Below are 21,983 nucleotides of genomic sequence, written 5' to 3' on the forward strand. Positions count from 1 at the left end.
ATCAGGCTCCTTGAGCATTGGGCGAGGTCTCTGCGGCCGGGCTCGGAGGTTCGGAGACCGACCCCCCGGACGGCACATCAGCGGCGGACTCCCCGCCCTTTTCGCCGCGCAGGGCATTGCGCAGCAGCTCGTGCCACCGCGGACGCTTGCGTGGCGGAACATGATCCACACCGCCGGGTGACCACGGATTGCACCGCAGGATGCGCCAGGCTGTCAGCGCTGTTCCCTTGATGGCACCGTGCCTGTCGATCGACGTATATCCATAGTGGGAACACGACGGGTAATAACGGCAGACAGGCCCGAGGAGTGGACTGATCGTCCACTGGTACAGCTTGATGAGAGCAAGCAGCGGGTACTTCATCGCGCGCCCCCTCCCAGCAGCCGCCGCAGAGCGGCGTCCAGGTCTCGGGCCAGCTGTGCATGGTCGGCGTCGCCCGCACCGGGCAGCGCCCGTACGACAACAAGGCTACCGGGGGGCAACTGAGCCAGCCGGTCGCGGACCAGGTGGCGAAGCTTCCGCTTCACCGCGGTACGGACGACGGCGCCCCCCACGGCTTTGCTGACAACGAAACCCGCACGCGGCGGGGGAACAGTCTCCCCCGTCACGTGCGGGTCCGTATCACCGCTGCGTAGATGGACGACGAGCAGCGGACGTCCGGCTCGACGTCCTCGTCGTACCGCGGTCGCGAAGTCCTCGCGCCGCCTCAGCCGATTCTCGGTAGGCAGCACGTCATGGACCTGTTAGCGATATCAGGCGGACAGGCTGCTGCGGCCCTTGCCACGGCGGTTCGCGAGAATCGCACGGCCGGCACGGGTACGCATGCGCAGCCGGAAGCCATGGGTCTTGGCGCGACGACGGTTGTTCGGCTGGAAGGTGCGCTTGCTCACTCGGGGGCTCCAGAAATGATTCGTGTGTTGGCGGGACATCGCCTGGCTGTCACCGTGCGCCCACGAGGAACTCGCGTAAACGCCTTAGTGCACCGCTTCACAATCACAGATCGTGATCTTTGCCCATCGGAGGCAGGCGGCAGCAGCCATCGACAACTCGACCTGGTCACGGTACGCGCGGCTACGCCATCCGGTCAAACCGGCTTCGCGGGACCCCCCATTGTGCACAGCCTGTGGACAACAACTTGAACCGCGCGGGTCGGCCTGACTACCGTGGCTGAACTCCGGTTCTTTTCCTTCCCGACTGCCGGGCCTCACCCGACCCGACCCATCCCGTCCCGAGAACCACACATTCGTGGGACATGCGAGAGAGCGTGCCTTGTGGCTGACGTACCTGCCGATCTTGCCGCAGTGTGGCCGCGAGTGCTGGAACAACTCCTCGGGGAGGGCCAGCAGGGCATCGAGCCGAAGGACAAGCAGTGGATCGAGCGCTGCCAGCCGCTGGCACTCGTCGCCGACACCGCACTGCTGGCCGTTCCCAATGAATGGGGCAAGCGCGTCCTGGAGGGCCGGCTCGCGCCGCTCATCAGCGAGACGCTGACCCGCGAGTGCGGCCGCCCCATCCGGATCGCGATCACCGTCGACGACTCCGCGGGCGACCAGCCCGCTCCGCCGTCGCCCCCGATGCACCAGTCGCACCAGAGCCAGCAGGGCCACCGCTACCCGGCGCAGCAGCCGCGCGAGGACGCCCAGCGCAACGACGCGTACGACGGATACGGTCACCGGCCCTCCGACGACGGGATGCCGACGGCCCGGCCGGCCTACCCCGACTACCAGCAGCAGCGCCCGGAGCCCGGCGCCTGGCCGCGTACCCAGGAGGACCTCTCCTGGCAGCAGCCGCGGCACGGCGGGTACCAGGACCGCGAGCAGCCGTCCGGCGAGCCGTACCGCGAGAGCGAGTCGTACCGGGACCGGGAGAACGAGCAGTACCGGGAGCAGCCCTCCGAGCAGTGGCGCGAGCCGTACGGCACCGGACGCCCCCAGCAGCCGCAGCACGACTACCGCTCGCAGCCGCCCGAGCACCAGGGGTACGAGCAGCAGCGGCCCGACCGGCAGGACCAACAGCCGCAGCACCGCCAGGGCGGTCACGGCCCCGGGCGTACCGGTGGCTCGGTCCCCGGCCCGATGGGCGCCCAGCCGGCCCCCGCGCCGGGCCCCGGCGAACCGCACGCCCGGCTGAACCCGAAGTACCTCTTCGACACCTTCGTCATCGGCGCGTCCAACCGGTTCGCGCACGCCGCGGCCGTCGCCGTCGCCGAGGCGCCCGCGAAGGCGTACAACCCCCTCTTCATCTACGGGGAGTCGGGGCTCGGCAAGACCCACCTGCTGCACGCCATCGGGCACTACGCGCGGAGCCTCTACCCGGGGACCCGGGTGCGGTACGTGAGCTCGGAGGAGTTCACCAACGAGTTCATCAACTCGATCCGCGACGGCAAGGGCGACACCTTCCGCAAGCGTTATCGCGACGTGGACATCCTGCTGGTCGACGACATCCAGTTCCTGGCGAGCAAGGAGTCGACGCAGGAGGAGTTCTTCCACACCTTCAATACGCTGCACAACGCGAACAAGCAGATCGTGCTCTCCTCGGACCGGCCGCCCAAGCAGCTGGTGACGCTGGAGGACCGGCTGCGCAACCGCTTCGAGTGGGGTCTGACCACCGATGTCCAGCCGCCCGAGCTGGAGACCCGGATCGCGATCCTCCGCAAGAAGGCGGTGCAGGAGCAGCTCAACGCCCCTCCGGAGGTCCTGGAGTTCATCGCCTCGCGGATCTCGCGCAACATCCGTGAGCTGGAGGGCGCCCTGATCCGGGTGACCGCCTTCGCCTCCCTGAACCGGCAGCCGGTGGACCTCGGGCTGACCGAGATCGTCCTCAAGGACCTGATCCCGGGCGGCGAGGAGTCGGCGCCGGAGATCACCGCGCCCGCCATCATGGCGGCCACCGCCGACTACTTCGGCCTCACCGTGGACGACCTCTGCGGATCCTCGCGCAGCCGGGTCCTGGTGACGGCGCGCCAGATCGCCATGTATCTGTGCCGCGAGCTGACCGACCTCTCGCTGCCGAAGATCGGTGCGCAGTTCGGCGGCCGCGACCATACGACGGTGATGCACGCGGACCGGAAGATCCGGGCGCTGATGGCCGAGCGCCGCTCCATCTACAACCAGGTCACCGAGCTGACCAACCGCATCAAGAACGGCTGACGCCGGACGCGAGAACGGCCGGCACCGGCTTCCGGGCTTCTCCTGGAGCGTTTCTCAGGGCGCCTGTCGCGGACCTCCACGGTCCGCGGCGGGCGCTTTTCGCGTTCCCGGGGCCCCGCAGCGGGCCTCCCGGAGCCTCCATCGGGCCGTCCGGGGCTCGCGACGAGCGCCCCGCCGGACTCCTGCTGTTCGAATACGGGCTGCTCAGAGGCCCTTCTCCACAGATGTGCGAGAAATCTTCCGTCCACAGCCTGGGGACTGGGAAGTTGTCCATATTGCGTCCACAGGGCGCGCTGCCGATACTCCATCAGGCCAGGTCATGTGGTTGGGGATTTGTGGTCAACCGTCATCCACAGCCTGTGGACAGACTTTTCGTCCACAGGGGGCCGTCGATGTTGTCCACCGGCGGCCCACAGGCTGAGCCCTGTTGTCCCCAACTTCGCCCTGCTTCTCCACACCCCTGTCCACTGTTCGGCAACGCAACACACGCTCTCACCGCCCGGAGTGAACCGCGTCACACCAAGGGGGTCGGTTGGGCTGTGGGGAACATGGGTAAAGCTGGGGACAGGCCTGGGGAGAAGTGGCCCCCTCCTGTGCATCGGGTGTGCAGAACTTTCGCCCGTCCACAGAAAGCCCCGGTTGTCCACGGGCGCCACCCACAGGACCGGTGGACAAAAAACCGTTGCTGACCTGCGCAAACGACGTTATCCACGGTATCCACAAGGCCTACTACTACTACCACCCAGAGTTAGCCAGGAATCAGCTTCGAAGTGGGGCCTGTGTACAACTCGACCGTCGACCGCCGCGAAGCTCTTGGCCCGACTTGACCCCGAGCAGCAACGACTGTCGGTGCCGTACGTCAGACTGGACCCCGGAGACTCCCCGGCCCTCGGCAGGGAGCTCCGGTCCAGACGACGAAGGCCAGCAGGGCGAGCGAGCAACAGCAGGAGGCGGTTCCGGTGAAGATCCGGGTGGAGCGCGATGTACTCGCGGAGGCGGTGGCCTGGGTGGCCCGCAGCCTCCCGGCCCGTCCGCCGGCGCCCGTTCTCGCGGGCCTTCTGCTGAAGGCCGAGGACGGGGCTCTCAGCTTCTCCAGCTTCGACTACGAGGTCTCCGCCAGGGTCTCCGTCGACGCGGAGATCGACGAGGACGGCACGGTGCTCGTCTCCGGCCGGCTGCTCGCCGACATCTGCCGCGCCCTGCCCAACCGCCCGGTGGAGATCTCCACCGACGGTGTGCGCGCCACGGTCGTCTGCGGCTCCTCCCGCTTCACCCTCCACACACTGCCTGTGGAGGAGTACCCCGCGCTGCCGCAGATGCCGACCGCCACGGGCACCGTCCCCGGTGAGGTCTTCGCCTCCGCCGCCGCGCAGGTCGCCATCGCCGCCGGCCGCGACGACACGCTGCCGGTGCTCACCGGTGTGCGGATCGAGATCGAGGGCGACACGGTCACCCTCGCCTCCACCGACCGCTACCGCTTCGCGGTCCGCGAGTTCCTGTGGAAGCCGGAGAACGCCGACGCCTCGGCGGTCGCCCTGGTGCCCGCCAAGACGCTCCTGGACACCGCCAAGGCGCTCACGAGCGGCGACACGGTCACCCTGGCGCTCTCCGGCTCCGGTGCGGGCGAGGGCCTGATCGGTTTCGAGGGCGCCGGACGCCGGACGACCACGCGGCTGCTCGAGGGCGACCTGCCGAAGTACCGCACGCTCTTCCCGACCGAGTTCAACTCCGTCGCGGTGATCGAGACGGCCCCCTTCGTCGAGGCCGTCAAGCGTGTGGCCCTGGTCGCCGAGCGCAACACCCCCGTACGGCTCAGCTTCGAGCAGGGCGTGCTCATCCTGGAAGCCGGTTCCAGCGACGACGCACAGGCTGTGGAGCGCGTCGACGCGGTGCTGGAGGGCGACGACATCTCCATCGCCTTCAACCCGACGTTCCTGCTGGACGGTCTGAGCGCGATCGACTCCCCGGTCGCCCAGCTCTCGTTCACCACGTCCACCAAGCCCGCCCTGCTCAGCGGCCGCCCGGCCGTCGACGCCGAGGCGGACGACGCGTACAAGTACCTGATCATGCCGGTGCGCCTCTCCGGCTGATCCCGGCTGATTCCGTCCCCCCGGCCTGCCCGGGGGGACGTATCCGCGGCAGTTTCCGGCGGGCCCGCTCGGCGCGGAGCGGGCCCGCCGCGCTGTCCCCGGCCGGGCGTAGGCTCGGTCCTGGGCGCAAACGCCCCGACGCTTATCGCCACGACGCTTAAGGAATCTCTGATGGAGCTCGGTCTCGTCGGCCTCGGCAAGATGGGCGGCAACATGCGCGAGCGCATCCGCCGCGCAGGCCACACCGTCATCGGTTACGACCGCAACCCGGATGTCGCCGATGTCCACAGTCTCGAAGAGCTTGTGGGCAAGCTGAAGGGCCCGCGGGTCGTCTGGGTCATGGTCCCGGCCGGTGCCGCGACGCAGTCCACGATCGACGAGCTGGCCGAGCTGCTCTCGCCCGGCGACGTCGTCGTCGACGGCGGGAACTCGCGCTGGACCGACGACGAGAAGCACGCCGTCGAGCTGGGCATCAAGGGCATCGGCTTCGTCGACTGCGGTGTCTCCGGTGGCGTCTGGGGCCTGGAGAACGGCTACGCCCTGATGTACGGCGGCGCCGAGGAGAACGTGGCGAAGGTCCAGCCGGTCTTCGACGCGCTGAAGCCCGAGGGCGACTTCGGCTCCGTGCACGCGGGCAAGGTCGGCGCCGGCCACTTCGCGAAGATGGTCCACAACGGCATCGAGTACGCCATGATGCAGGCCTACGCCGAGGGCTGGGAGCTGCTGGAGAAGGTCGACTCCGTCACCGATGTGCGCGAGGTCTTCCGCTCCTGGCAGGAGGGCACGGTCATCCGTTCCTGGCTGCTGGACCTCGCGGTCAACGCGCTCGACGACGACGAGCACCTGGACAAGCTCCGGGGCTTCGCCGCCGACTCGGGCGAGGGCCGCTGGACGGTGGAGGCCGCGATCGACAACGCGGTGCCGCTGCCCGCGATCACGGCGTCGCTGTTCGCGCGGTTCGCCTCGCGCCAGGACGACTCGCCGCAGATGAAGATGATCGCCGCGCTGCGCAACCAGTTCGGCGGGCACGCGGTCGAGAACAAGAAGTAGTCCCACCGCGGAACCGAGAAAAGCGGCACCAGCACGGCACAGCGGAACAGAAAGGCCCGGGAGGTCGGCGCACATGCATGTCACCCATCTCTCGCTGGCCGACTTCCGCTCGTACGCCCGGGTCGAGGTCCCTCTCGACCCGGGCGTCACCGCGTTCGTGGGGCCCAACGGGCAGGGCAAGACCAATCTCGTCGAGGCCGTCGGCTATCTCGCCACCCTCGGCAGCCACCGGGTCTCCTCGGACGCCCCGCTGGTGCGGATGGGCGCGGAGCGGGCGGTGATCCGCGCGGCGGTGACCCAGGGCGAGCGCTCCCAGCTGATCGAGCTGGAGCTGAATCCCGGCCGCGCGAACCGGGCCCGGATCAATCGGTCCTCGCAGGTCAGACCGCGTGACGTGCTCGGCATCGTCCGGACGGTGCTGTTCGCGCCGGAGGATCTGGCCCTCGTCAAGGGCGACCCCGGCGAGCGCCGGCGGTTCCTGGACGAGCTGATCACCGCGCGTTCGCCCCGGATGGCCGGGGTCCGCTCCGACTACGAGCGGGTGCTCAAGCAGCGCAACACGCTCCTCAAGTCCGCGGCGATGGCCCGTCGGCACGGCGGCCGCTCGATGGACATGTCCACCCTTGACGTCTGGGACCAGCATCTGGGCCGGGTGGGCGCCGAGCTGCTCGCGCAGCGGCTCGATCTGATCGCCACGCTCCAGCCGCTGGCCGACAAGGCGTACGGGGACGTGGCTCCGGGCGGCGGTCCGGTGGCGCTGGAGTACCGCAGCTCGGTCGGCGAGGACGTGGGTCCCGCGCGCACCCGCGACGAGCTGTACGAGCAGGTGATCGCGGCGCTCGTCGGGGTCCGGAAGCAGGAGATCGAGCGGGGCGTGACCCTGGTCGGTCCGCACCGGGACGATCTGGTGCTCGGGCTGCGGGGGATGCCGGCGAAGGGGTACGCGAGCCACGGCGAGTCCTGGAGCTACGCCCTGGCGCTGCGGCTGGCCAGTTACGAGCTGCTGCGCTCCGAGGGCAATGAGCCGGTGCTGGTCCTGGACGACGTCTTCGCCGAGCTGGACGCCCGCCGCCGGGAGCGGCTGGCGGAGCTGGTGGCCCCGGGCGAGCAGGTGCTCGTGACGGCCGCGGTGGCGGAGGACGTGCCGGGCGTGCTGGCGGGGGCGCGGTACGCGGTGAGTGCGGGCGAGGTGGAGCGCGTATGACCGGCCGGGACGGGAACGCGTCGGGCCGACGGGGATCGGCGTCCCGATCGGGCGGTACGGGGACGGGCGCGGGCGCGGCCCGCGCGAAGGGCAGGAGCAAGGGCGCGGGAGACGCGCTGCCGGACCCGGCAGCTTCAGGGGCGTCCGCCGCGGCGTCCGACGGGCCGTCCTCCGGCGCGTCGAAGCCGCCCGAGGTGACCGGGGTCGATCTCGCCCGGGTCGCGTTGCGGGCGGCGAAGGAGCAGGCCAGGGCGCGGGGTGCGGCGGCGCAGCAGAAGAAGCAGGCCCGGCGGGGCGGCGGGCTGCGCTCGGGGGCCCGGTCGGACGGCCGGGATCCGCTGGCGCTGGGCTCCGCGATCAACCGGCTGATCACCGAGCGTGGCTGGGAGACGCCCGCGGCGGTCGGCGGGGTGATGGGGCGCTGGCCGCAGATCGTCGGCGACGATCTGGCGAAGCACTGCGTGCCGCTGCGGTACGACGACGATCCGGACGCCCGGGTGCTGACCGTGAGCTGTGACTCGACGGCGTGGGCGACGCAGCTGCGGCTGCTGGCTCCGCAGCTGGTGGCCCGGCTGAACGCGGATCTGGGACAGGGCACCGTACGGCTGATCAAGGTGGTCGGTCCCGGTGGTCCGGAGCGCCGGTACGGGCCGTTGCGGGCGCCCGGCAGCAAGGGTCCGGGCGACACCTACGGGTGAGGCTCCGGCCGGTTGTCGGAAGCGGCCGGGCCGCCGTGGGCTCCGCGGTCGGGTTCTCCGCTCCCTCGCCGCTTCTGTACGGATCACGGCTCGGCAGGGCTGAGCTGCACTTTCGGCGTGAAATTGTCGTGTACTGGGCGAGCTTTGCGCCGGGTTCGTCACGGTTCGCGCGGGAGGAAACCGGACGGTACGGCCGGAGCGTCCCTCACCGTAGCGGGAGGTTGACAGGCCGAAGCGCTCAAAGCCCGTCAGGGCCTCTTGGAGCCCCTTCCTGAATATGGGGAGTCGTCAGCCGCTCATTCAGGGCGGCACAGCCGGACTCAGGTACCGGCAAACCCCCAATCATGTCGGCGCTACCGGTAGACTGGTGAGTAATCCCGCCGCTGAGGCGGGAGTCGTTGATACAAGCCGAACGACGCAGCCGCTCCCGCCTGTCCGGAGAACGGCCTGTGCTGTGCCAGAAAGGGCGCTTCGTGGCCGATTCCGGCAACCCCAACGAGAACATTCCGTCCACAGCCGGTGAGCACGGCGAGGTCACCGCCTCGTACGACGCCAGCGCGATCACCGTGCTGGAAGGGCTGGACGCGGTCCGCAAGCGACCTGGCATGTACATCGGCTCGACCGGTGAGCGCGGCCTGCACCACCTGGTGCAGGAGGTCGTCGACAACTCGGTCGACGAGGCGATGGCCGGCCACGCGGACACCATCGACGTCACGATCCTCGCCGACGGCGGGGTGCGCGTGATCGACAACGGTCGCGGTATCCCGGTCGGCATCGTGCCGTCCGAAGGGAAGCCGGCCGTCGAGGTCGTGCTGACCGTCCTGCACGCGGGCGGCAAGTTCGGCGGCGGCGGTTACGCCGTCTCCGGCGGTCTGCACGGCGTCGGCGTCTCCGTCGTCAACGCCCTGTCCACCCGGGTCGCCGTCGAGGTCAAGACCGACGGCTACCGCTGGACGCAGGACTACAAGCTCGGTGTCCCGACCGCGCCGCTGGCCCAGCACGAGGCCATCGAGGAGACCGGTACGTCGGTCACCTTCTGGGCCGACGGGGACATCTTCGAGACCACCGAGTACAGCTTCGAGACCCTCTCGCGCCGCTTCCAGGAGATGGCGTTCCTCAACAAGGGCCTCACGCTGAAGCTGACCGACGAGCGTGAGTCGGCGAAGGCGACGGCGGGCGCGGACAGCGCGGACGCGGTCGAGCCCGCCGAGGAGGAGACCGCCCGCTCGGTCACGTACCACTACGAAAACGGCATCGTCGATTTCGTGAAGTACCTCAACTCCCGCAAGGGCGACGTCATTCACCAGTCGGTGATCGACATCGAGGCCGAGGACAAGGACCGTCTTCTCTCGGCCGAGATCGCCATGCAGTGGAACACGCAGTACACCGAGGGTGTCTACTCCTTCGCCAACGCGATCCACACGCACGAGGGCGGTACGCACGAGGAGGGCTTCCGGGCGGCGCTGACCTCGCTGGTCAACCGGTACGCGCGCGACAAGAAGCTGCTCCGCGAGAAGGACGACAACCTCACCGGCGAGGACGTCCGCGAGGGCCTCACCGCGATCATCTCGGTGAAATTGGGCGAGCCGCAGTTCGAGGGCCAGACGAAGACCAAGCTGGGCAACACGGAGGCCAAGACCTTCGTGCAGAAGGTCGTCCACGAGCAGCTGACGGACTGGTTCGACCGGAATCCCAACGAGGCCGCCGACATCATCCGCAAGGGCATCGCCGCCTCGACCGCCCGCGTGGCGGCCCGCAAGGCGCGCGACCTGACGCGGCGCAAGGGGCTCCTGGAGAGCGCCTCGCTGCCGGGCAAGCTCAGCGACTGCCAGTCGAACGACCCCACCAAGTGCGAGATCTTCATCGTCGAGGGTGACTCCGCCGGTGGTTCGGCGAAGTCCGGCCGTAACCCGATGTACCAGGCGATCCTGCCCATCCGCGGCAAGATCCTGAACGTCGAGAAGGCCCGGATCGACAAGATCCTCCAGAACACCGAGGTCCAGGCGCTGATCTCGGCGTTCGGCACCGGGGTCCACGAGGACTTCGACATCGAGAAGCTCCGCTATCACAAGATCATTCTGATGGCGGACGCCGACGTCGACGGTCAGCACATCAACACTCTGCTGCTGACCTTCCTCTTCCGCTTCATGCGGCCGCTGGTGGAGGCGGGGCACGTCTACCTCTCGCGCCCGCCGCTCTACAAGATCAAGTGGGGCCGGGACGACTTCGAGTACGCGTACTCGGACCGGGAGCGCGACGCGCTCGTGGCGCTCGGCAAGCAGAACGGCAAGCGGATCAAGGAAGACTCGATCCAGCGCTTCAAGGGTCTCGGCGAGATGAACGCCGAAGAGCTGCGCGTCACGACCATGGACGTCGACCACCGGGTCCTCGGCCAGGTCACGCTGGACGACGCGGCGCAGGCCGACGACCTGTTCTCGGTGCTCATGGGTGAGGACGTCGAGGCACGGCGTTCGTTCATCCAGCGCAATGCCAAGGACGTCCGCTTCCTCGACATCTGAGTCGGCCGTACCAGCGACGCCGCAGCTCGAAAGGACTTTGACCAGCAATGGCCGACGAGAACACCCCTGTGACACCTGAACCCGTGGTTCCCGAGGAAGCGATCGTCCCCGGTGTGGGCATGCGTGTCGAGCCCGTCGGGCTCGAGACGGAGATGCAGCGCTCCTACCTCGACTACGCGATGTCCGTCATCGTCTCGCGTGCGCTGCCCGACGTACGGGACGGCCTCAAGCCCGTCCACCGCCGGGTGCTGTACGCGATGTACGACGGCGGCTACCGCCCCGAGAAGGGCTTCTACAAGTGCGCCCGCGTCGTCGGCGACGTCATGGGTACGTACCACCCGCACGGCGACTCCTCCATCTACGACGCCCTGGTGCGCCTCGCGCAGCACTGGTCGATGCGCATGCCGCTGGTGGACTCCAACGGCAACTTCGGTTCCCCGGGCAACGACCCGGCCGCCGCCATGCGGTACACCGAGTGCAAGATGATGCCGCTGTCCATGGAGATGGTCCGGGACATCGACGAGGAGACCGTCGACTTCCAGGACAACTACGACGGCCGCAACCAGGAGCCGACGGTCCTGCCGGCGCGTTTCCCGAACCTGCTGGTCAACGGCTCCGCGGGGATCGCGGTCGGCATGGCGACCAACATCCCGCCGCACAACCTCCGCGAGGTCGCCTCCGGCGCCCAGTGGTATCTGGAGCACCCCGACGCCTCGCACGAGGAGCTGCTGGACGCGCTGATCGAGCGCATCAAGGGCCCCGACTTCCCCACCGGCGCGCTGGTCGTGGGCCGCAAGGGCATCGAGGAGGCGTACCGCACCGGCCGCGGCTCCATCACGATGCGCGCGGTCGTCGCGGTCGAGGAGATCCAGGGCCGCCAGTGCCTGGTCGTCACGGAGCTTCCGTACCAGACCAACCCCGACAACCTCGCGCAGAAGATCGCCGACCTGGTCAAGGACGGCAAGGTCGGCGGGATCGCGGACGTCCGTGACGAGACCTCCTCGCGTACGGGTCAGCGCCTGGTCGTCGTCCTCAAGCGGGACGCGGTCGCCAAGGTCGTCCTGAACAACCTGTACAAGCACACCGACCTCCAGTCGAACTTCGGCGCGAACATGCTGGCGCTCGTCGACGGGGTGCCGCGCACGCTGTCGATCGACGCGTTCATCCGCCACTGGGTGACGCACCAGATCGAGGTCATCGTCCGGCGGACGAAGTTCCGGCTGCGCAAGGCCGAGGAGCGGGCGCACATCCTGCGCGGCCTCCTCAAGGCCCTGAACGCCATCGACGAGGTCATCGCCCTCATCCGGCGTTCCAACACGGTGGAGATCGCGCGCGAGGGCCTGATGGGCCTGCTGGAGATCGACGAGCTCCAGGCGAACGCCATTCTGGAGATGCAGCTGCGCCGGCTGGCCGCGCTGGAGCACCAGAAGATCACCGCCGAGCACGACGAGCTCCAGGCGAAGATCAACGAGTACAACGCGATCCTGGCCTCGCCGGCCAAGCAGCGCACGATCGTCAGCGAGGAGCTGGCGGCGATCGTCGACAAGTTCGGCGACGACCGGCGCTCCCAGCTGGTGCCCTTCGACGGTGACATGTCCATCGAGGACCTGATCGCCGAGGAGGACATCGTCGTCACGATCTCCCGCAGCGGCTATGTGAAGCGCACGAAGACGGACGACTACCGCTCGCAGAAGCGCGGCGGCAAGGGCGTGCGCGGGACGAAGCTGCGGGAAGACGACATCGTCGACCACTTCTTCGTCTCGACGACCCACCACTGGCTGCTGTTCTTCACGAACAAGGGCCGGGTCTACCGGGCCAAGGCGTACGAGCTCCCGGACGCCGGCCGGGACGCGCGCGGCCAGCACGTCGCCAACCTGCTGGCCTTCCAGCCGGACGAGAAGATCGCCCAGATCCTGGCGATCCGCGACTACGAGGCCGTGCCGTACCTGATCCTGGCGACGAAGGGCGGTCTGGTGAAGAAGACCGCGCTCAAGGACTACGACTCGCCGCGCTCGGGCGGTGTCATCGCGATCAACCTGCGCGAGATGCCGGACGGCGGCGACGACGAGCTGATCGGCGCCGAGCTGGTGTCGGCCGAGGACGATCTGCTGCTCATCAGCAAGAAGGCCCAGTCGATCAGGTTCACCGCGACGGACGACGCGCTGCGCCCGATGGGCCGTGCCACCTCGGGCGTCAAGGGGATGAGTTTCCGCGAGGGCGACGAACTGCTCTCGATGAATGTCGTCCGGCCCGGTACGTTCGTCTTCACCGCTACCGACGGCGGGTACGCGAAGCGGACCCCCGTCGACGAGTACCGCGTCCAGGGCCGCGGCGGCCTCGGTATCAAGGCCGCCAAGATCGTGGAGGACCGCGGATCGCTCGTCGGTGCGCTGGTGGTCGAGGAGACGGACGAGATTCTCGCCATCACGCTCGGCGGTGGTGTGATTCGTACGCGAGTCAATGAAGTCAGGGAGACGGGCCGTGACACCATGGGCGTCCAACTGATCAATCTGGGCAAGCGGGATGCCGTCGTCGGCATCGCGCGCAATGCCGAGGCCGGTCGCGAGGCGGAAGAGGTCGATGGGGCCGATGACGTCGACGGCGAGCTGGCCGAGGTCCACGCCGAGGGCGTGGCAGAGGGCACTGTCGAGGGCACGGAGCCTTCGACCGGGGAGCACGAGGAGTAGAGCGTGAGTGGAGCCACGGGCGCCGGTTCGGCCGCTTCCGGAGCCGGCGCGAACGGTGCCCGTGGCCCTGCCACGGACTCCCAAGGGGGCACTGTGACGGACACACGAGGGCCTCAGCCCCAGTACGAGGGTTACGCGACCGGGCCCCTGCCCGGCGAGCGTGAGCCCGCACCGGGGCCGTCGGGGCCGTACCACCCGCCCCAGGCGTACCAGGCGCCCGGCGGCGGCACCCAGGGCGGCCAGCAGCGCCCCGGACCGGCCGACGGCACCCTGGGCGGTGCGCAGGGCGTGGGCGGCGCCCAGGCGACGCGCAAGCCGCGCACGGGGGCGCGGACCACACCGCGTACCCGCAAGGCCCGTCTGCGGGTGGCCAAGGCCGACCCGTGGTCGGTGATGAAGGTCAGCTTCCTGCTGTCCATCGCGCTGGGTATCTGCACGGTGGTGGCGTCGGCGGTGCTGTGGATGGTCATGGACGCGATGGGCGTCTTCGAGACCGTCGGCGGCACGATCAGCGAGGCCACCGGCTCGAACGAGAGCAACGGCTTCGATCTGCAGTCGTTCCTGTCGCTGCCGCGCGTGCTCATCTTCACCTCGGTCATCGCCGTGATCGACGTGGTGCTGGCCACCGCGCTGGCGACGCTGGGCGCCTTCATCTACAACCTGTCGGCGGGCTTCGTGGGCGGCGTCGAGCTCACGCTGGCCGAGGACGAGTAGCGCGCCGGGTATCGATTTTGGGACTGGCCCCGACGTGCGCTAATCTTCAGAAGTCAGCGCGACAGCGCGGCGGGGCTATAGCTCAGTTGGTTAGAGCGCATCCCTGATAAGGATGAGGCCACAGGTTCAAATCCTGTTAGCCCCACAGAACGAAGACCCCCAGTCACCAGTGGCTGGGGGTCTTCGCGTTGGCGGGTGCGGTCAGTTCGAGGGGTTCAGCTGGACGAGGTAGCCGGGCTGGACTCCATTGATGGTCTCCATCAAGTGGGCGGACGCGACCCAGACCGTAGTGGGCTTGTCGGCAGCCGGTATCTGGAAGACGCCGTGCGTCGGGCCCTTGCTTCCGGGGTTGATGCCGGCGGACGGTTCGGACTTTCCTTGGTCGGACCAGTACCGCGCGTAGTGGCGCGCGAGTTCGGTGTCGCTCTCGGTCGGGCTGTACGCGGTGTCGCCGACATTGAGAGTGGTCGCGCCGTCCGCGCTCCAGTCGGCCTCGCTCTTTCCGACGTTCAGCACCTCCATGCTGAGCACGCAGTACTGCTTGCCCTCCTCGGGCGTGGGAGCGGGCGTCGGCCCGGTCGCGGAGTCGGCGGCGTGCGCGAGGACCTTCGGGTCCAGGGGTTCGCCACATCGCACTTCGTCGACGGTCACCTCGAACTCGTCCAGCTTGGGAGTGTCCGAGTACGCGATGGTCAGCGTGAACGGCTCTCCGACGGCAGGCCTGCCCAGGACTTCCGCGCCGGGCGGTGCGCCGTCGTCGGGGCCGGTGGCGGAGGCCGGCCCCGCCCCGTAGGCCGGGAGCGTGAGGAGTACGAAAGCGGCGCCGAGTGCCGCGAAGGCAGTGCCACGAGAGCTCATCGGACGGTCCTTTCGGCGGTGCGCCGGACCTCTCCATGGTCGTCCGGTCCGGCGGAGGCCGCTCGTCGGCGGTGCCCGGGCACACGGAAAGGGCCCCCGGCCGGTGTGAACCGGACCAGGGGCCCCGGAAGTGCGGTGGCACCGGGATCAGGGGGGTGGTGCCGGGGAGTCGCCTTCCGGGGCTGTGGGGTGGGAGCCGGTCTGGCCGGTGGCGCGGGCGGTCTCCGCGGGGTCGAGCGACAGATGGCGGGTGGCCGGGGAGGAGCCGTGGGCCTCGGCGCGGATGCGCTGCTTCATCGTGGGCGGGACGGCCCGGTCACGCGGAAGGGTCCATCGGACCGAGGGAGCGATCGGAGTTGCCGCGGTGGCACCCGTGTGTTCCTGGGGCGTGGCGCTCGGCTGCGCGGCGTTCGTGGCGTTCGTGGCGTTCGCGGCGCTCGCCGTGGCGGTGGCGAGGCCCAGCGACGCCAGGAGGGCGAAGAAGGCGGTGATGAAGGCGGTCCAGATGTTCTTGGGCTGGAAGGTGCTCATGGCCCCTCGCTTTCGGACGGTCCGGTTGCTGACTTCTCCGATCATGTGGATCCGGGCCGCGATTTCGAGGAGCGACGCCCGCTCTGCGCCGATCTTCGGATTAACACCACTCGTATGGTGCAACCGGAGTGGACAGGCCCTCGCGGGCGGTCGGAAGGGGGTGCCGGAGGGGGTGCCGTGAGGTCGTCCGGGGGGCCGCCGAGGGGCTGCTTTTGGGTTCCGGGCAGGTCACCGATCGGTATCGGCCGGTGTGTATAGTCGGCGACAGAAGGCCCCTACGCCAAGGAAAGACGAGGTCGCGCGGTGAAGAAGCTTCTCCTGGTCGCACTGGCCGCCATCGGCGGGCTCCTCGTGTACCGCCAGATCCAGGCGGATCGCGCCGAGCAGGATCTGTGGACGGAGGCGACCGACTCCGTGCCCGCAGGTTCGGGTGTGTGAGACGGCACAGTCTGTTACGGGCCCCGGTCGCTGAGCGACCGGGGCTTCGTGCTGTCCGGGACCCTCGTGACTTCACTTGCGCGAATGCCCGTCAGGGCTTCGGTGTCGGCAATACCGACAAGCAGGACAATCCAGCTGGGGCCGGAGACAGCGGCGGTGTGGGCGGGGCAGGATGGACCGGCATCGCGGGCGGTCGACGGGCATCGGCGCGTGAGGACGACGAGGGGAAGCGCGTGAAGAGGCAGCGCAACAGGGGCCGGGTGGCGGCCGCGGTACTCGCGGCGATGTGCGCGGTGGCGGTCCTGCCGGGGCAGGCGCACGCGGCCGGCCCCGGGGAGTACGCGTTCGACCCCGACGCGAAGAAGGTGCAGGGCGCGACGGCGAACGTCGAGGCGTCCGAACTCGACGAGGGCGTCCCGTACCGCAGCACGATCAGGCCGGGCGAGAAGCTCTACTACCGGGTCACGCTGGACGACGTCTCCGACGCCTATGTCTCGGCGGTCGCGGTGCCGGGCGACAGCGTTCCGGCCGGCTACGGCGACGGCATCAACGTCAGCCTCCGGGAGACCGATGACACCCAGTGCAGCTCGGTGCGGGTGAACTTCGGGTCGGGCCAGTACACCCGCCCCATCGCCGCGTACGCCTTCCGTTCCATCAAGGAAGGCGGCAGCAGCTGCCAGGAGAGCGGCCACTACGACGTCCTCGTCGAGCGCGAGAGCAAGTCGGCGGCCGACACCGAGGCCTGGGGCCTGGAGCTGCGCTTCCTCCAGGAGCCGCGGTTGAAGAGCGGCTCCGCCACACCGACCGACGGTCCCAGCAGCTGGCCCTCGGCCTCGCCGCAGCCGCTGACCGGGAAGCAGCAGAAGCGGTCCGGCGGGGCCGGGTACTCCGAGGCCACCAGCCTGGCGAACGGGCGCTGGCAGGACACCATCGCCCCGGGCCAGACCCGCTTCTACCGGGTGCCGGTGGACTGGGGCCAGCAGATCTACGCCACCGCCGGGCTCTCCAACAGCACCGGCGACAAGAAGGAATTCGTGGGCAACGCGCTCACCCTGTCGCTGGACAACCCGGCCCAGGGGCCCGTCTCCGACGCCACGCTCTCGTACTCCGGAGGGCCCGCGGCCGCGTCGCTGCGGCCGCTGCCGCCGGTGGCCCACCGCAACCGGTACGCCCCCTCGAACCAGGTCAGCGCCATGCGCTTCGCGGGCTGGTACTACCTGTCGGTCTCCCTCAGCCCGAAGCTCAAGGAGTCCTACGGCGCCGAGCCGATGCCGTTCGAACTGTCGGTCCAGGTGAAGGGCAAGGCCGAGTCCTCCCCGTACGAGGGGGACGCCGGGGTCTTCGGCGTCACCGACCAGGACCGGGATGCGGCCGATCAGGGGAAGAACGCCCAGGAGGTCGCGCGGAGCGGCCCGATGACCGTGGTCGCCGCGGCCGGGATCGGCACGGGGTCCGTCCTGGTGCTCGGGCTGGGCGTCTGGACGCTGCTGGCCCGCCGCCGTGCGGCGGCCGGTGGGGGCCACCAGCCGCCGCAGGGCTGGTAGTTCGGACCGGCCCGCGGGCCGGCCACGTCAGATCTGGGTCAGGGCCCAGATCCCGACCGCGAAGCAGATCAGCGCCACCACCAGCACCGGGACCGCCACCTTCGGGGGCGGTCCCGGACGCGTCCGGCGCGCGGGTACGTGGGGTGCGGCGTGCTGCACCGGCGGGGCCGGCACCGGCGGGTGCTGCTGCTGGGCGGTGTAGGCGCGGGTGGAAGCGGGGTCGTGCGGTACGCCGGAGGTCGGCACCTGGGAGGGGTCCGGCGCGCCGACGGCGTACGGGGACGGCGCGTCCGCCGTGAACGCCGCGGCCGGCGGCTGCGGGAACCCCGGCTGTGCGTACGGCTGTTGCTGTGGGGGCGTGGCCGGCGCGGCTCCGGGCGGGGGCGCGAGGTGGAAGCTGCCCGTCTCCGACATCGAGGCGGGGGGCGGTGCGGAGGGCCGCACACCGGACGGCTGCACGCCGGACGGCTGCTGAACGGGCTGTTGTGCCGCCGCGGCCGCGGGGCCGGGCGCCGCCGGTTCCGCGGGCTGCTGGGGGACGGTTACGGGCCCGTCGGGGCCGAACCCCGCCGGCAGCGGCCCGATCTGGTCGAACACCTCCACCGGCTCGTCGTCCGGGCCGGGTTCGGGCAGCATCTCGACCGCCGCGGTCAGGGCCTTGCGCGCGCCCGTCGCCGTACGGAACCGGGCGTGCGGGTCCGGCTGGAGCAGACCGGCGAGAACCTGCCACAGCGGCTCGGGGATGCCGTTGGGGGCGCTCGGGGTGCCGTGCGCGGCGAAGTGCTCGACCAGTGCCTGGGAGTCGGGCTTCTGGCCCTGGAGGAGGTAGAGCGCGACCAGGCCGACCGCGAAGAGGTCCGCGGGGAAGTCGGGCTCGGCGCCCATCATCTGCTCGGGGGCGAAGTAACCGGGCGTACCGACCACGTAGTTGGTCTCGGTCAGCCGGGGCTCGCCCTTGCGCATCGAGATGCCGAAGTCGGAGAGACGCAGATGCGGACGACCCGTTCCGGTCGCCTCCATCAGGATGTTGGCGGGCTTGATGTCGCGGTGCACCACCCCTTCGGCGTGCACCGTGGAGAGGCCGGAGAGCAGCTGGTCCAGCAGCAGGCAGACGAAGCGCGGGGGCAACGGGCCGTAATCGCCTATGACATGGGCGAGCGAGCCACCGCTCACCAGGTCCATGGTGAACAGGACCTTGTCGTCGTCGGCGGCCCAGCTGGCCGGGGCCAGCACATGCGGGTGCTCGATGCGCAGGGCCTGTTCGCGGACGAAGCGCAGCAGCGTGTGCGCGTCGCTCTGCTGGAGCACCTTGGCCGCGACGTACCTGCGGCGGCGGTGGTCCCAGGCCCGCCAGACGGCGCCGACCCCACCCCGTCCGATCGGATCGATCAGCTCGTACCGACCAGCGAAGACCTCACCCATTGTGCTGCGCCCGCTCCCCGTTCCTGTGGTGCCGCGGCGTCCGCCGCGGCCCGTGTCCGGCCCCCGTGTCCTGCCGGCACCAGGGCGCTGCGCGGTGCGCGTGCCCTGGCTCCGTCGTCCCTCGTGTTCCGAAGCCGCTAGTTCTGGTGTCCCTCGTAGTGCGCGACCGCGTCCGCGGTGCGCCCCGCGCCGTACACCTTGAGGAACTCTGCCAGCTCCGGATGGGTCGGGGCGAGGGCGTCCGAGGCATCGATGATGTCGCCGGCCGCCGCGACGGACCGCAGCAGGGACTGGATCTCGCGCACCACACGGCGGACGGTGGGGGCGCCGCCGGTGGAGCCGGTCTGACCGGTGGCGGTCAGGACCGACCCGCCCTGCGACTTCTTGATCTCCTCCATGCGCTCGGTGGCCTCGCCCGCGCTGACGCTGCCGTCGGCCACTTGGCTCGCCAGCTCCTGGAGGGCCTGGACGCGCTGGACCACCGCGGGGTTCCCGATCTTGGCCCGCTGGCCGCTCATCAGCTGGGAGAGCATCGGGGCGGAGAGCCCGAGAACAGCGGCCAGCCGGGCCTGGTTCAGACCGAGATCATCGATCAGCCGACGGAAGAGCGCCCCCAACGGCTCTCCGTACCAACTGCGTTGAAGCTCTCTGGCTCTTGCCGTCGCCTCTTGTTGCGCTGCATCCATGGCGTCTCCCCATCGCTGCGGCTTCGCTGCTGCGAACCTTGCGAGCATCTTACGGAGCGTGCTCGTCCACCGGGAGTCCCTATCCTTTTGCAGGATTACGGGGGTCACCCGGTACTCTGGTCTGCGACGGTAGCCCTGGCACGGACGTGTTGGGCGTTGCCCTCGTTCGTTGTGGCCCGGGGCCTTAGCTCAGTTGGTAGAGCGCTGCCTTTGCAAGGCAGATGTCAGGAGTTCGAATCTCCTAGGCTCCACTCACGTCGCACCCCTCTGACCTGCGGAAACGTGGTCAGGGGGGTGTTTTCGTCCGCTTCCCGTGCTGACATGTGCCTGCCCGGTCCCGAGCTCTAGGGGGACGGCGCCCGAGACTCCCCACCCGGTCACCGTCCGCGGACGCGGTCCCGCCAGGCGATTCCAGGTTTCCTGCAGGTTTGTTGCATGACGGCCCGGCATGGTTGTGCCCGCCACCGCGGACCGCACGTCATCACCTCCACCTTGACCGGTGGCCGGCCGGCCCCGCATCCGCTGCGAGCGGCAACTGGCGTGCACTCCTGGTCCGTGTGCTTCGGGGAAACGATCACCAGGAGCGGCTCGGTGTACGCGAGAGCGGCCGCCGCCGGTGGCGTATCCCTCGGCGTATCACCGTCTGTCTGAACCTGAGCTCGTCGCAGCGGCACGGATCCAGCCTGGTTCCCAACGTCGGATACGGCCGCTGAGCTGGAATGTTTCGCCCCCTCTCACGGTGGGCCCGGTGTGCGCAGCGGAACCCTAGAACATTCCAGGTTTCTTGCAGCGTGCTATCGGCTGACGATGAGTGAGCCGTTCTCGTGAGGGTGACGTCGGGAACGGCGTGAGCAGTCGCCCGAGGCGTCTCGTCGCCCCATCTGTTCTGTCCAGGGAGAGACAGCCCGGCTGATCTGCCGCTGCCTACGTTCACGGCAGTGCCCGAACCCGCTTCGACGTCGGAAGGACCACACACATGATCGCGCTCATGGACCCGGAGGTGGGTGCCGAAGGCCCCGCCCCTGCCTGGGACACACCCGCTCTCCGGCCCGCCACATCGAAGGGCGGTGGCTCGGGCATCGGCACTCGCAGCAAAGGCGGCTCGGGCGTCGACAGTCGTAGGCCCGTGCGCCGTCCCGTCACCGCGAAGACCGGTCCGGGCGTCGGCAGTCGCTGCAAAGGCACCCCAGGCGTCAGTGGCCGCAGGTCCGTCCGCTACCCCGCCACCGCGAAGCAAGGCCCGGGCGTCGGCAGTCGCTGCAAGGGCGGCGCGGGCGTCGACAGCCGCAGTTCTGTCCGCCGCCCCACCACTGCGAAGGGCGGCCCAAGCGTCGGCACCCGCTGCAAAGGCGGCGCGGGCATCGACAGCCGCAGTTCTGTCCGCCGCCCCGCCACGATGAGCATCACCATCAGAGGCGGCGTCGGCGTCGGCGAGCTGTCTCGTAGGTCTGTCCCCGTGCGTCCGCGCGGGCACTAGCCAGCGCCGGTCCGGGGGGAGTGGAGGGGAGGGGACAGATGGGGAGCCCGGCGATCGGGGTGGAGCGGTGGGAGGGTCTGGAGTGCGCGCTGCAGCTCGATGTGGTGCTGCCGATGTACAAGGAGATCTGGGTCGAGCCGCCGTACCGCGAGGGCACGAAGGAGATCGCCGACTTCGTCGACCGCTTCGCGCAGGAGGTCAGGCTTCCCCGCGCCCGCCTTGTGGTGGCCCGCTGCGGTGAGGTGCCTGTCGGCTACGCCTTCGGCTACCCCCTGCCCGCGGACACCGGCTGGTGGAGGGCGATGGACGGGGAGACGACCGCGGAGTTCGCGGACGAGACCGGTGAGCGGACGTTGGGCGTCGTCGAGCTCGCCGTACGCGCCGGGTGGCGCCGGCAGGGGGTGGCGGCCCGGTTGCACGACCATCTCCTGGAGGGGCTGGGCGTCGAGCGGGTCACGCTGGCGGTGCGGCCCGAACCGGAGGCGGCTCCGGCGCATGCCGCCTACGCCGCGTGGGGCTACCGCCGGATCGGCCAGTGGCGGCCGGCGGACGACGAACCCGTTTCCCACATCATGCTGCTGACCTTGCCGGTCGGCGCGTACGGGGCCGGCCGGTGACCCGGAGGCATGCGCGGAAGGGCCGAACGGACCTGCGTGCACCCGTGCTGTCCACCGTGCTGCCGCCGTCCGGCCGTGGCGGGGGGTTGCCACGCGGGCGGCGAATGGGGCGCGGTACGGGATTCGGCGCCTGCGGAGGGGCTGGCATCGCCGTCCGGGCCACCCGATGAGCACGGTGGGTACGGGGGCGGGGGGGGGGGGGGGGGGGGGGGGGGGGGGGGGGGGGGGGGGGCCGGCCCCCCGGGGCGGGGGGGGGGGGGGGGGGGGGGGGGGGGGGGGGGGGGGGGGGGGGGGCGGGGGC

At 70.0% G+C, this 21,983-nt stretch carries 18 protein-coding genes and 2 tRNA genes; 13 read left to right on the forward strand and 7 right to left on the reverse strand.

Translation table 11 applies throughout. From position 1 onward, the window contains the following. Position 1 precedes the first annotated feature (1 nt). From yidD to rpmH, 3 genes are read right to left on the reverse strand one after another with little or no spacing between them, the layout of a single operon-like run. Entirely contained in the window at positions 2–361 is a 360-nt protein-coding gene (gene yidD, locus ACIQPT_RS14595) for a membrane protein insertion efficiency factor YidD (RefSeq protein WP_006125986.1), read from the reverse strand. Next, on the reverse strand, positions 358–729 hold the full coding sequence (rnpA, locus tag ACIQPT_RS14600; RefSeq protein WP_401155925.1) for a ribonuclease P protein component: 372 nt from the start codon (positions 727–729) through the stop codon (positions 358–360). Before rnpA ends, yidD begins: the two co-directional genes overlap by 4 nt. 21 nt (positions 730–750) lie before the next feature. Then, positions 751–888, reverse strand: a complete 138-nt coding sequence (gene rpmH, locus ACIQPT_RS14605) for a 50S ribosomal protein L34 (RefSeq protein ID WP_003967884.1) — start codon at positions 886–888, stop codon at positions 751–753. Positions 889–1,269: 381 nt separating this feature from the next. On the opposite strand from rpmH, the gene dnaA reads away from it, so the two are divergent. The 9 genes from dnaA (at position 1,270) to ACIQPT_RS14650 (ending at position 14,254) form a co-directional block, all read left to right on the forward strand. Next, positions 1,270–3,147 (forward strand): chromosomal replication initiator protein DnaA, encoded by a 1,878-nt coding sequence (dnaA, locus tag ACIQPT_RS14610; protein WP_401155927.1) that lies wholly within the window; start codon positions 1,270–1,272, stop codon positions 3,145–3,147. 959 nt (positions 3,148–4,106) lie between these two features. After that, positions 4,107–5,237 carry a DNA polymerase III subunit beta gene (gene dnaN / locus ACIQPT_RS14615; RefSeq protein WP_003967886.1) on the forward strand — a complete coding sequence of 377 codons (1,131 nt, stop codon included), beginning with the start codon at positions 4,107–4,109 and terminating at the stop codon, positions 5,235–5,237. 171 nt (positions 5,238–5,408) lie between these two features. Further along, positions 5,409–6,287: a phosphogluconate dehydrogenase (NAD(+)-dependent, decarboxylating) gene (gene gnd / locus ACIQPT_RS14620; protein ID WP_401155929.1), complete on the forward strand. Its 879-nt coding sequence runs from the start codon at positions 5,409–5,411 to the stop codon at positions 6,285–6,287. 73 nt (positions 6,288–6,360) lie between these two features. Next, the gene (gene recF / locus ACIQPT_RS14625; protein WP_401155931.1) at positions 6,361–7,491 is read left to right on the forward strand and encodes a DNA replication/repair protein RecF; all 1,131 of its coding nucleotides are present in this window, start codon (positions 6,361–6,363) and stop codon (positions 7,489–7,491) included. Next, entirely contained in the window at positions 7,488–8,189 is a 702-nt protein-coding gene (locus ACIQPT_RS14630; RefSeq protein ID WP_401155932.1) for a DUF721 domain-containing protein, read from the forward strand. The genes recF and ACIQPT_RS14630 overlap by 4 nt, the downstream gene beginning before the upstream one ends. 449 nt (positions 8,190–8,638) lie before the next feature. Further along, complete coding sequence (gene gyrB, locus ACIQPT_RS14635; RefSeq protein ID WP_401155934.1) at positions 8,639–10,708, forward strand: DNA topoisomerase (ATP-hydrolyzing) subunit B; 2,070 nt, start codon at positions 8,639–8,641, stop codon at positions 10,706–10,708. A 47-nt stretch (positions 10,709–10,755) separates the two neighbouring features. After that, complete coding sequence (gene gyrA / locus ACIQPT_RS14640) at positions 10,756–13,395, forward strand: DNA gyrase subunit A (RefSeq protein ID WP_401155935.1); 2,640 nt, start codon at positions 10,756–10,758, stop codon at positions 13,393–13,395. A gap of 93 nt (positions 13,396–13,488) precedes the next feature. Continuing rightward, positions 13,489–14,109: a DUF3566 domain-containing protein gene (locus ACIQPT_RS14645; protein WP_401155937.1), complete on the forward strand. Its 621-nt coding sequence runs from the start codon at positions 13,489–13,491 to the stop codon at positions 14,107–14,109. 71 nt (positions 14,110–14,180) lie between these two features. Further along, positions 14,181–14,254, forward strand: a tRNA-Ile gene (locus tag ACIQPT_RS14650). Positions 14,255–14,310: 56 nt separating this feature from the next. On the opposite strand, the gene ACIQPT_RS14655 is transcribed toward ACIQPT_RS14650, so the two are convergent. Both ACIQPT_RS14655 and ACIQPT_RS14660 read right to left on the reverse strand, forming a co-directional pair. Further along, positions 14,311–14,967, reverse strand: coding sequence for a hypothetical protein (locus ACIQPT_RS14655; RefSeq protein ID WP_401155939.1), 657 nt, complete (start codon positions 14,965–14,967; stop codon positions 14,311–14,313). A gap of 147 nt (positions 14,968–15,114) precedes the next feature. Further along, positions 15,115–15,498, reverse strand: a complete 384-nt coding sequence (locus ACIQPT_RS14660; protein WP_401155941.1) for a DUF6344 domain-containing protein — start codon at positions 15,496–15,498, stop codon at positions 15,115–15,117. Positions 15,499–15,801: 303 nt separating this feature from the next. On the opposite strand from ACIQPT_RS14660, the gene ACIQPT_RS14665 reads away from it, so the two are divergent. Together ACIQPT_RS14665 and ACIQPT_RS14670 are read left to right on the forward strand one after the other, a co-directional pair. Further along, positions 15,802–15,936: a DLW-39 family protein gene (locus ACIQPT_RS14665; RefSeq protein ID WP_003958712.1), complete on the forward strand. Its 135-nt coding sequence runs from the start codon at positions 15,802–15,804 to the stop codon at positions 15,934–15,936. A gap of 233 nt (positions 15,937–16,169) precedes the next feature. After that, positions 16,170–17,480 carry a hypothetical protein gene (locus ACIQPT_RS14670; protein ID WP_401155943.1) on the forward strand — a complete coding sequence of 437 codons (1,311 nt, stop codon included), beginning with the start codon at positions 16,170–16,172 and terminating at the stop codon, positions 17,478–17,480. 27 nt (positions 17,481–17,507) lie between these two features. Here the strand turns inward: ACIQPT_RS14670 and ACIQPT_RS14675 are convergent, their stop codons facing one another. Both ACIQPT_RS14675 and ACIQPT_RS14680 read right to left on the reverse strand, forming a co-directional pair. Further along, on the reverse strand, positions 17,508–18,902 hold the full coding sequence (locus ACIQPT_RS14675; RefSeq protein ID WP_401155945.1) for a serine/threonine protein kinase: 1,395 nt from the start codon (positions 18,900–18,902) through the stop codon (positions 17,508–17,510). Between the two features lie 137 nt (positions 18,903–19,039). Then, positions 19,040–19,588 (reverse strand): helix-turn-helix domain-containing protein, encoded by a 549-nt coding sequence (locus tag ACIQPT_RS14680; protein ID WP_401155946.1) that lies wholly within the window; start codon positions 19,586–19,588, stop codon positions 19,040–19,042. A 178-nt stretch (positions 19,589–19,766) separates the two neighbouring features. On the opposite strand from ACIQPT_RS14680, the gene ACIQPT_RS14685 reads away from it, so the two are divergent. Further along, positions 19,767–19,839 (forward strand) — tRNA-Ala (locus tag ACIQPT_RS14685). Between the two features lie 1,264 nt (positions 19,840–21,103). After that, the gene (locus tag ACIQPT_RS14690; RefSeq protein ID WP_401155948.1) at positions 21,104–21,682 is read left to right on the forward strand and encodes a GNAT family N-acetyltransferase; all 579 of its coding nucleotides are present in this window, start codon (positions 21,104–21,106) and stop codon (positions 21,680–21,682) included. Positions 21,683–21,983: the final 301 nt, after the last annotated feature.

It is taken from the genome of Streptomyces sp. NPDC091289, assembly GCF_044757365.1.
Classification (GTDB): Bacteria; Actinomycetota; Actinomycetes; order Streptomycetales; family Streptomycetaceae; genus Streptomyces.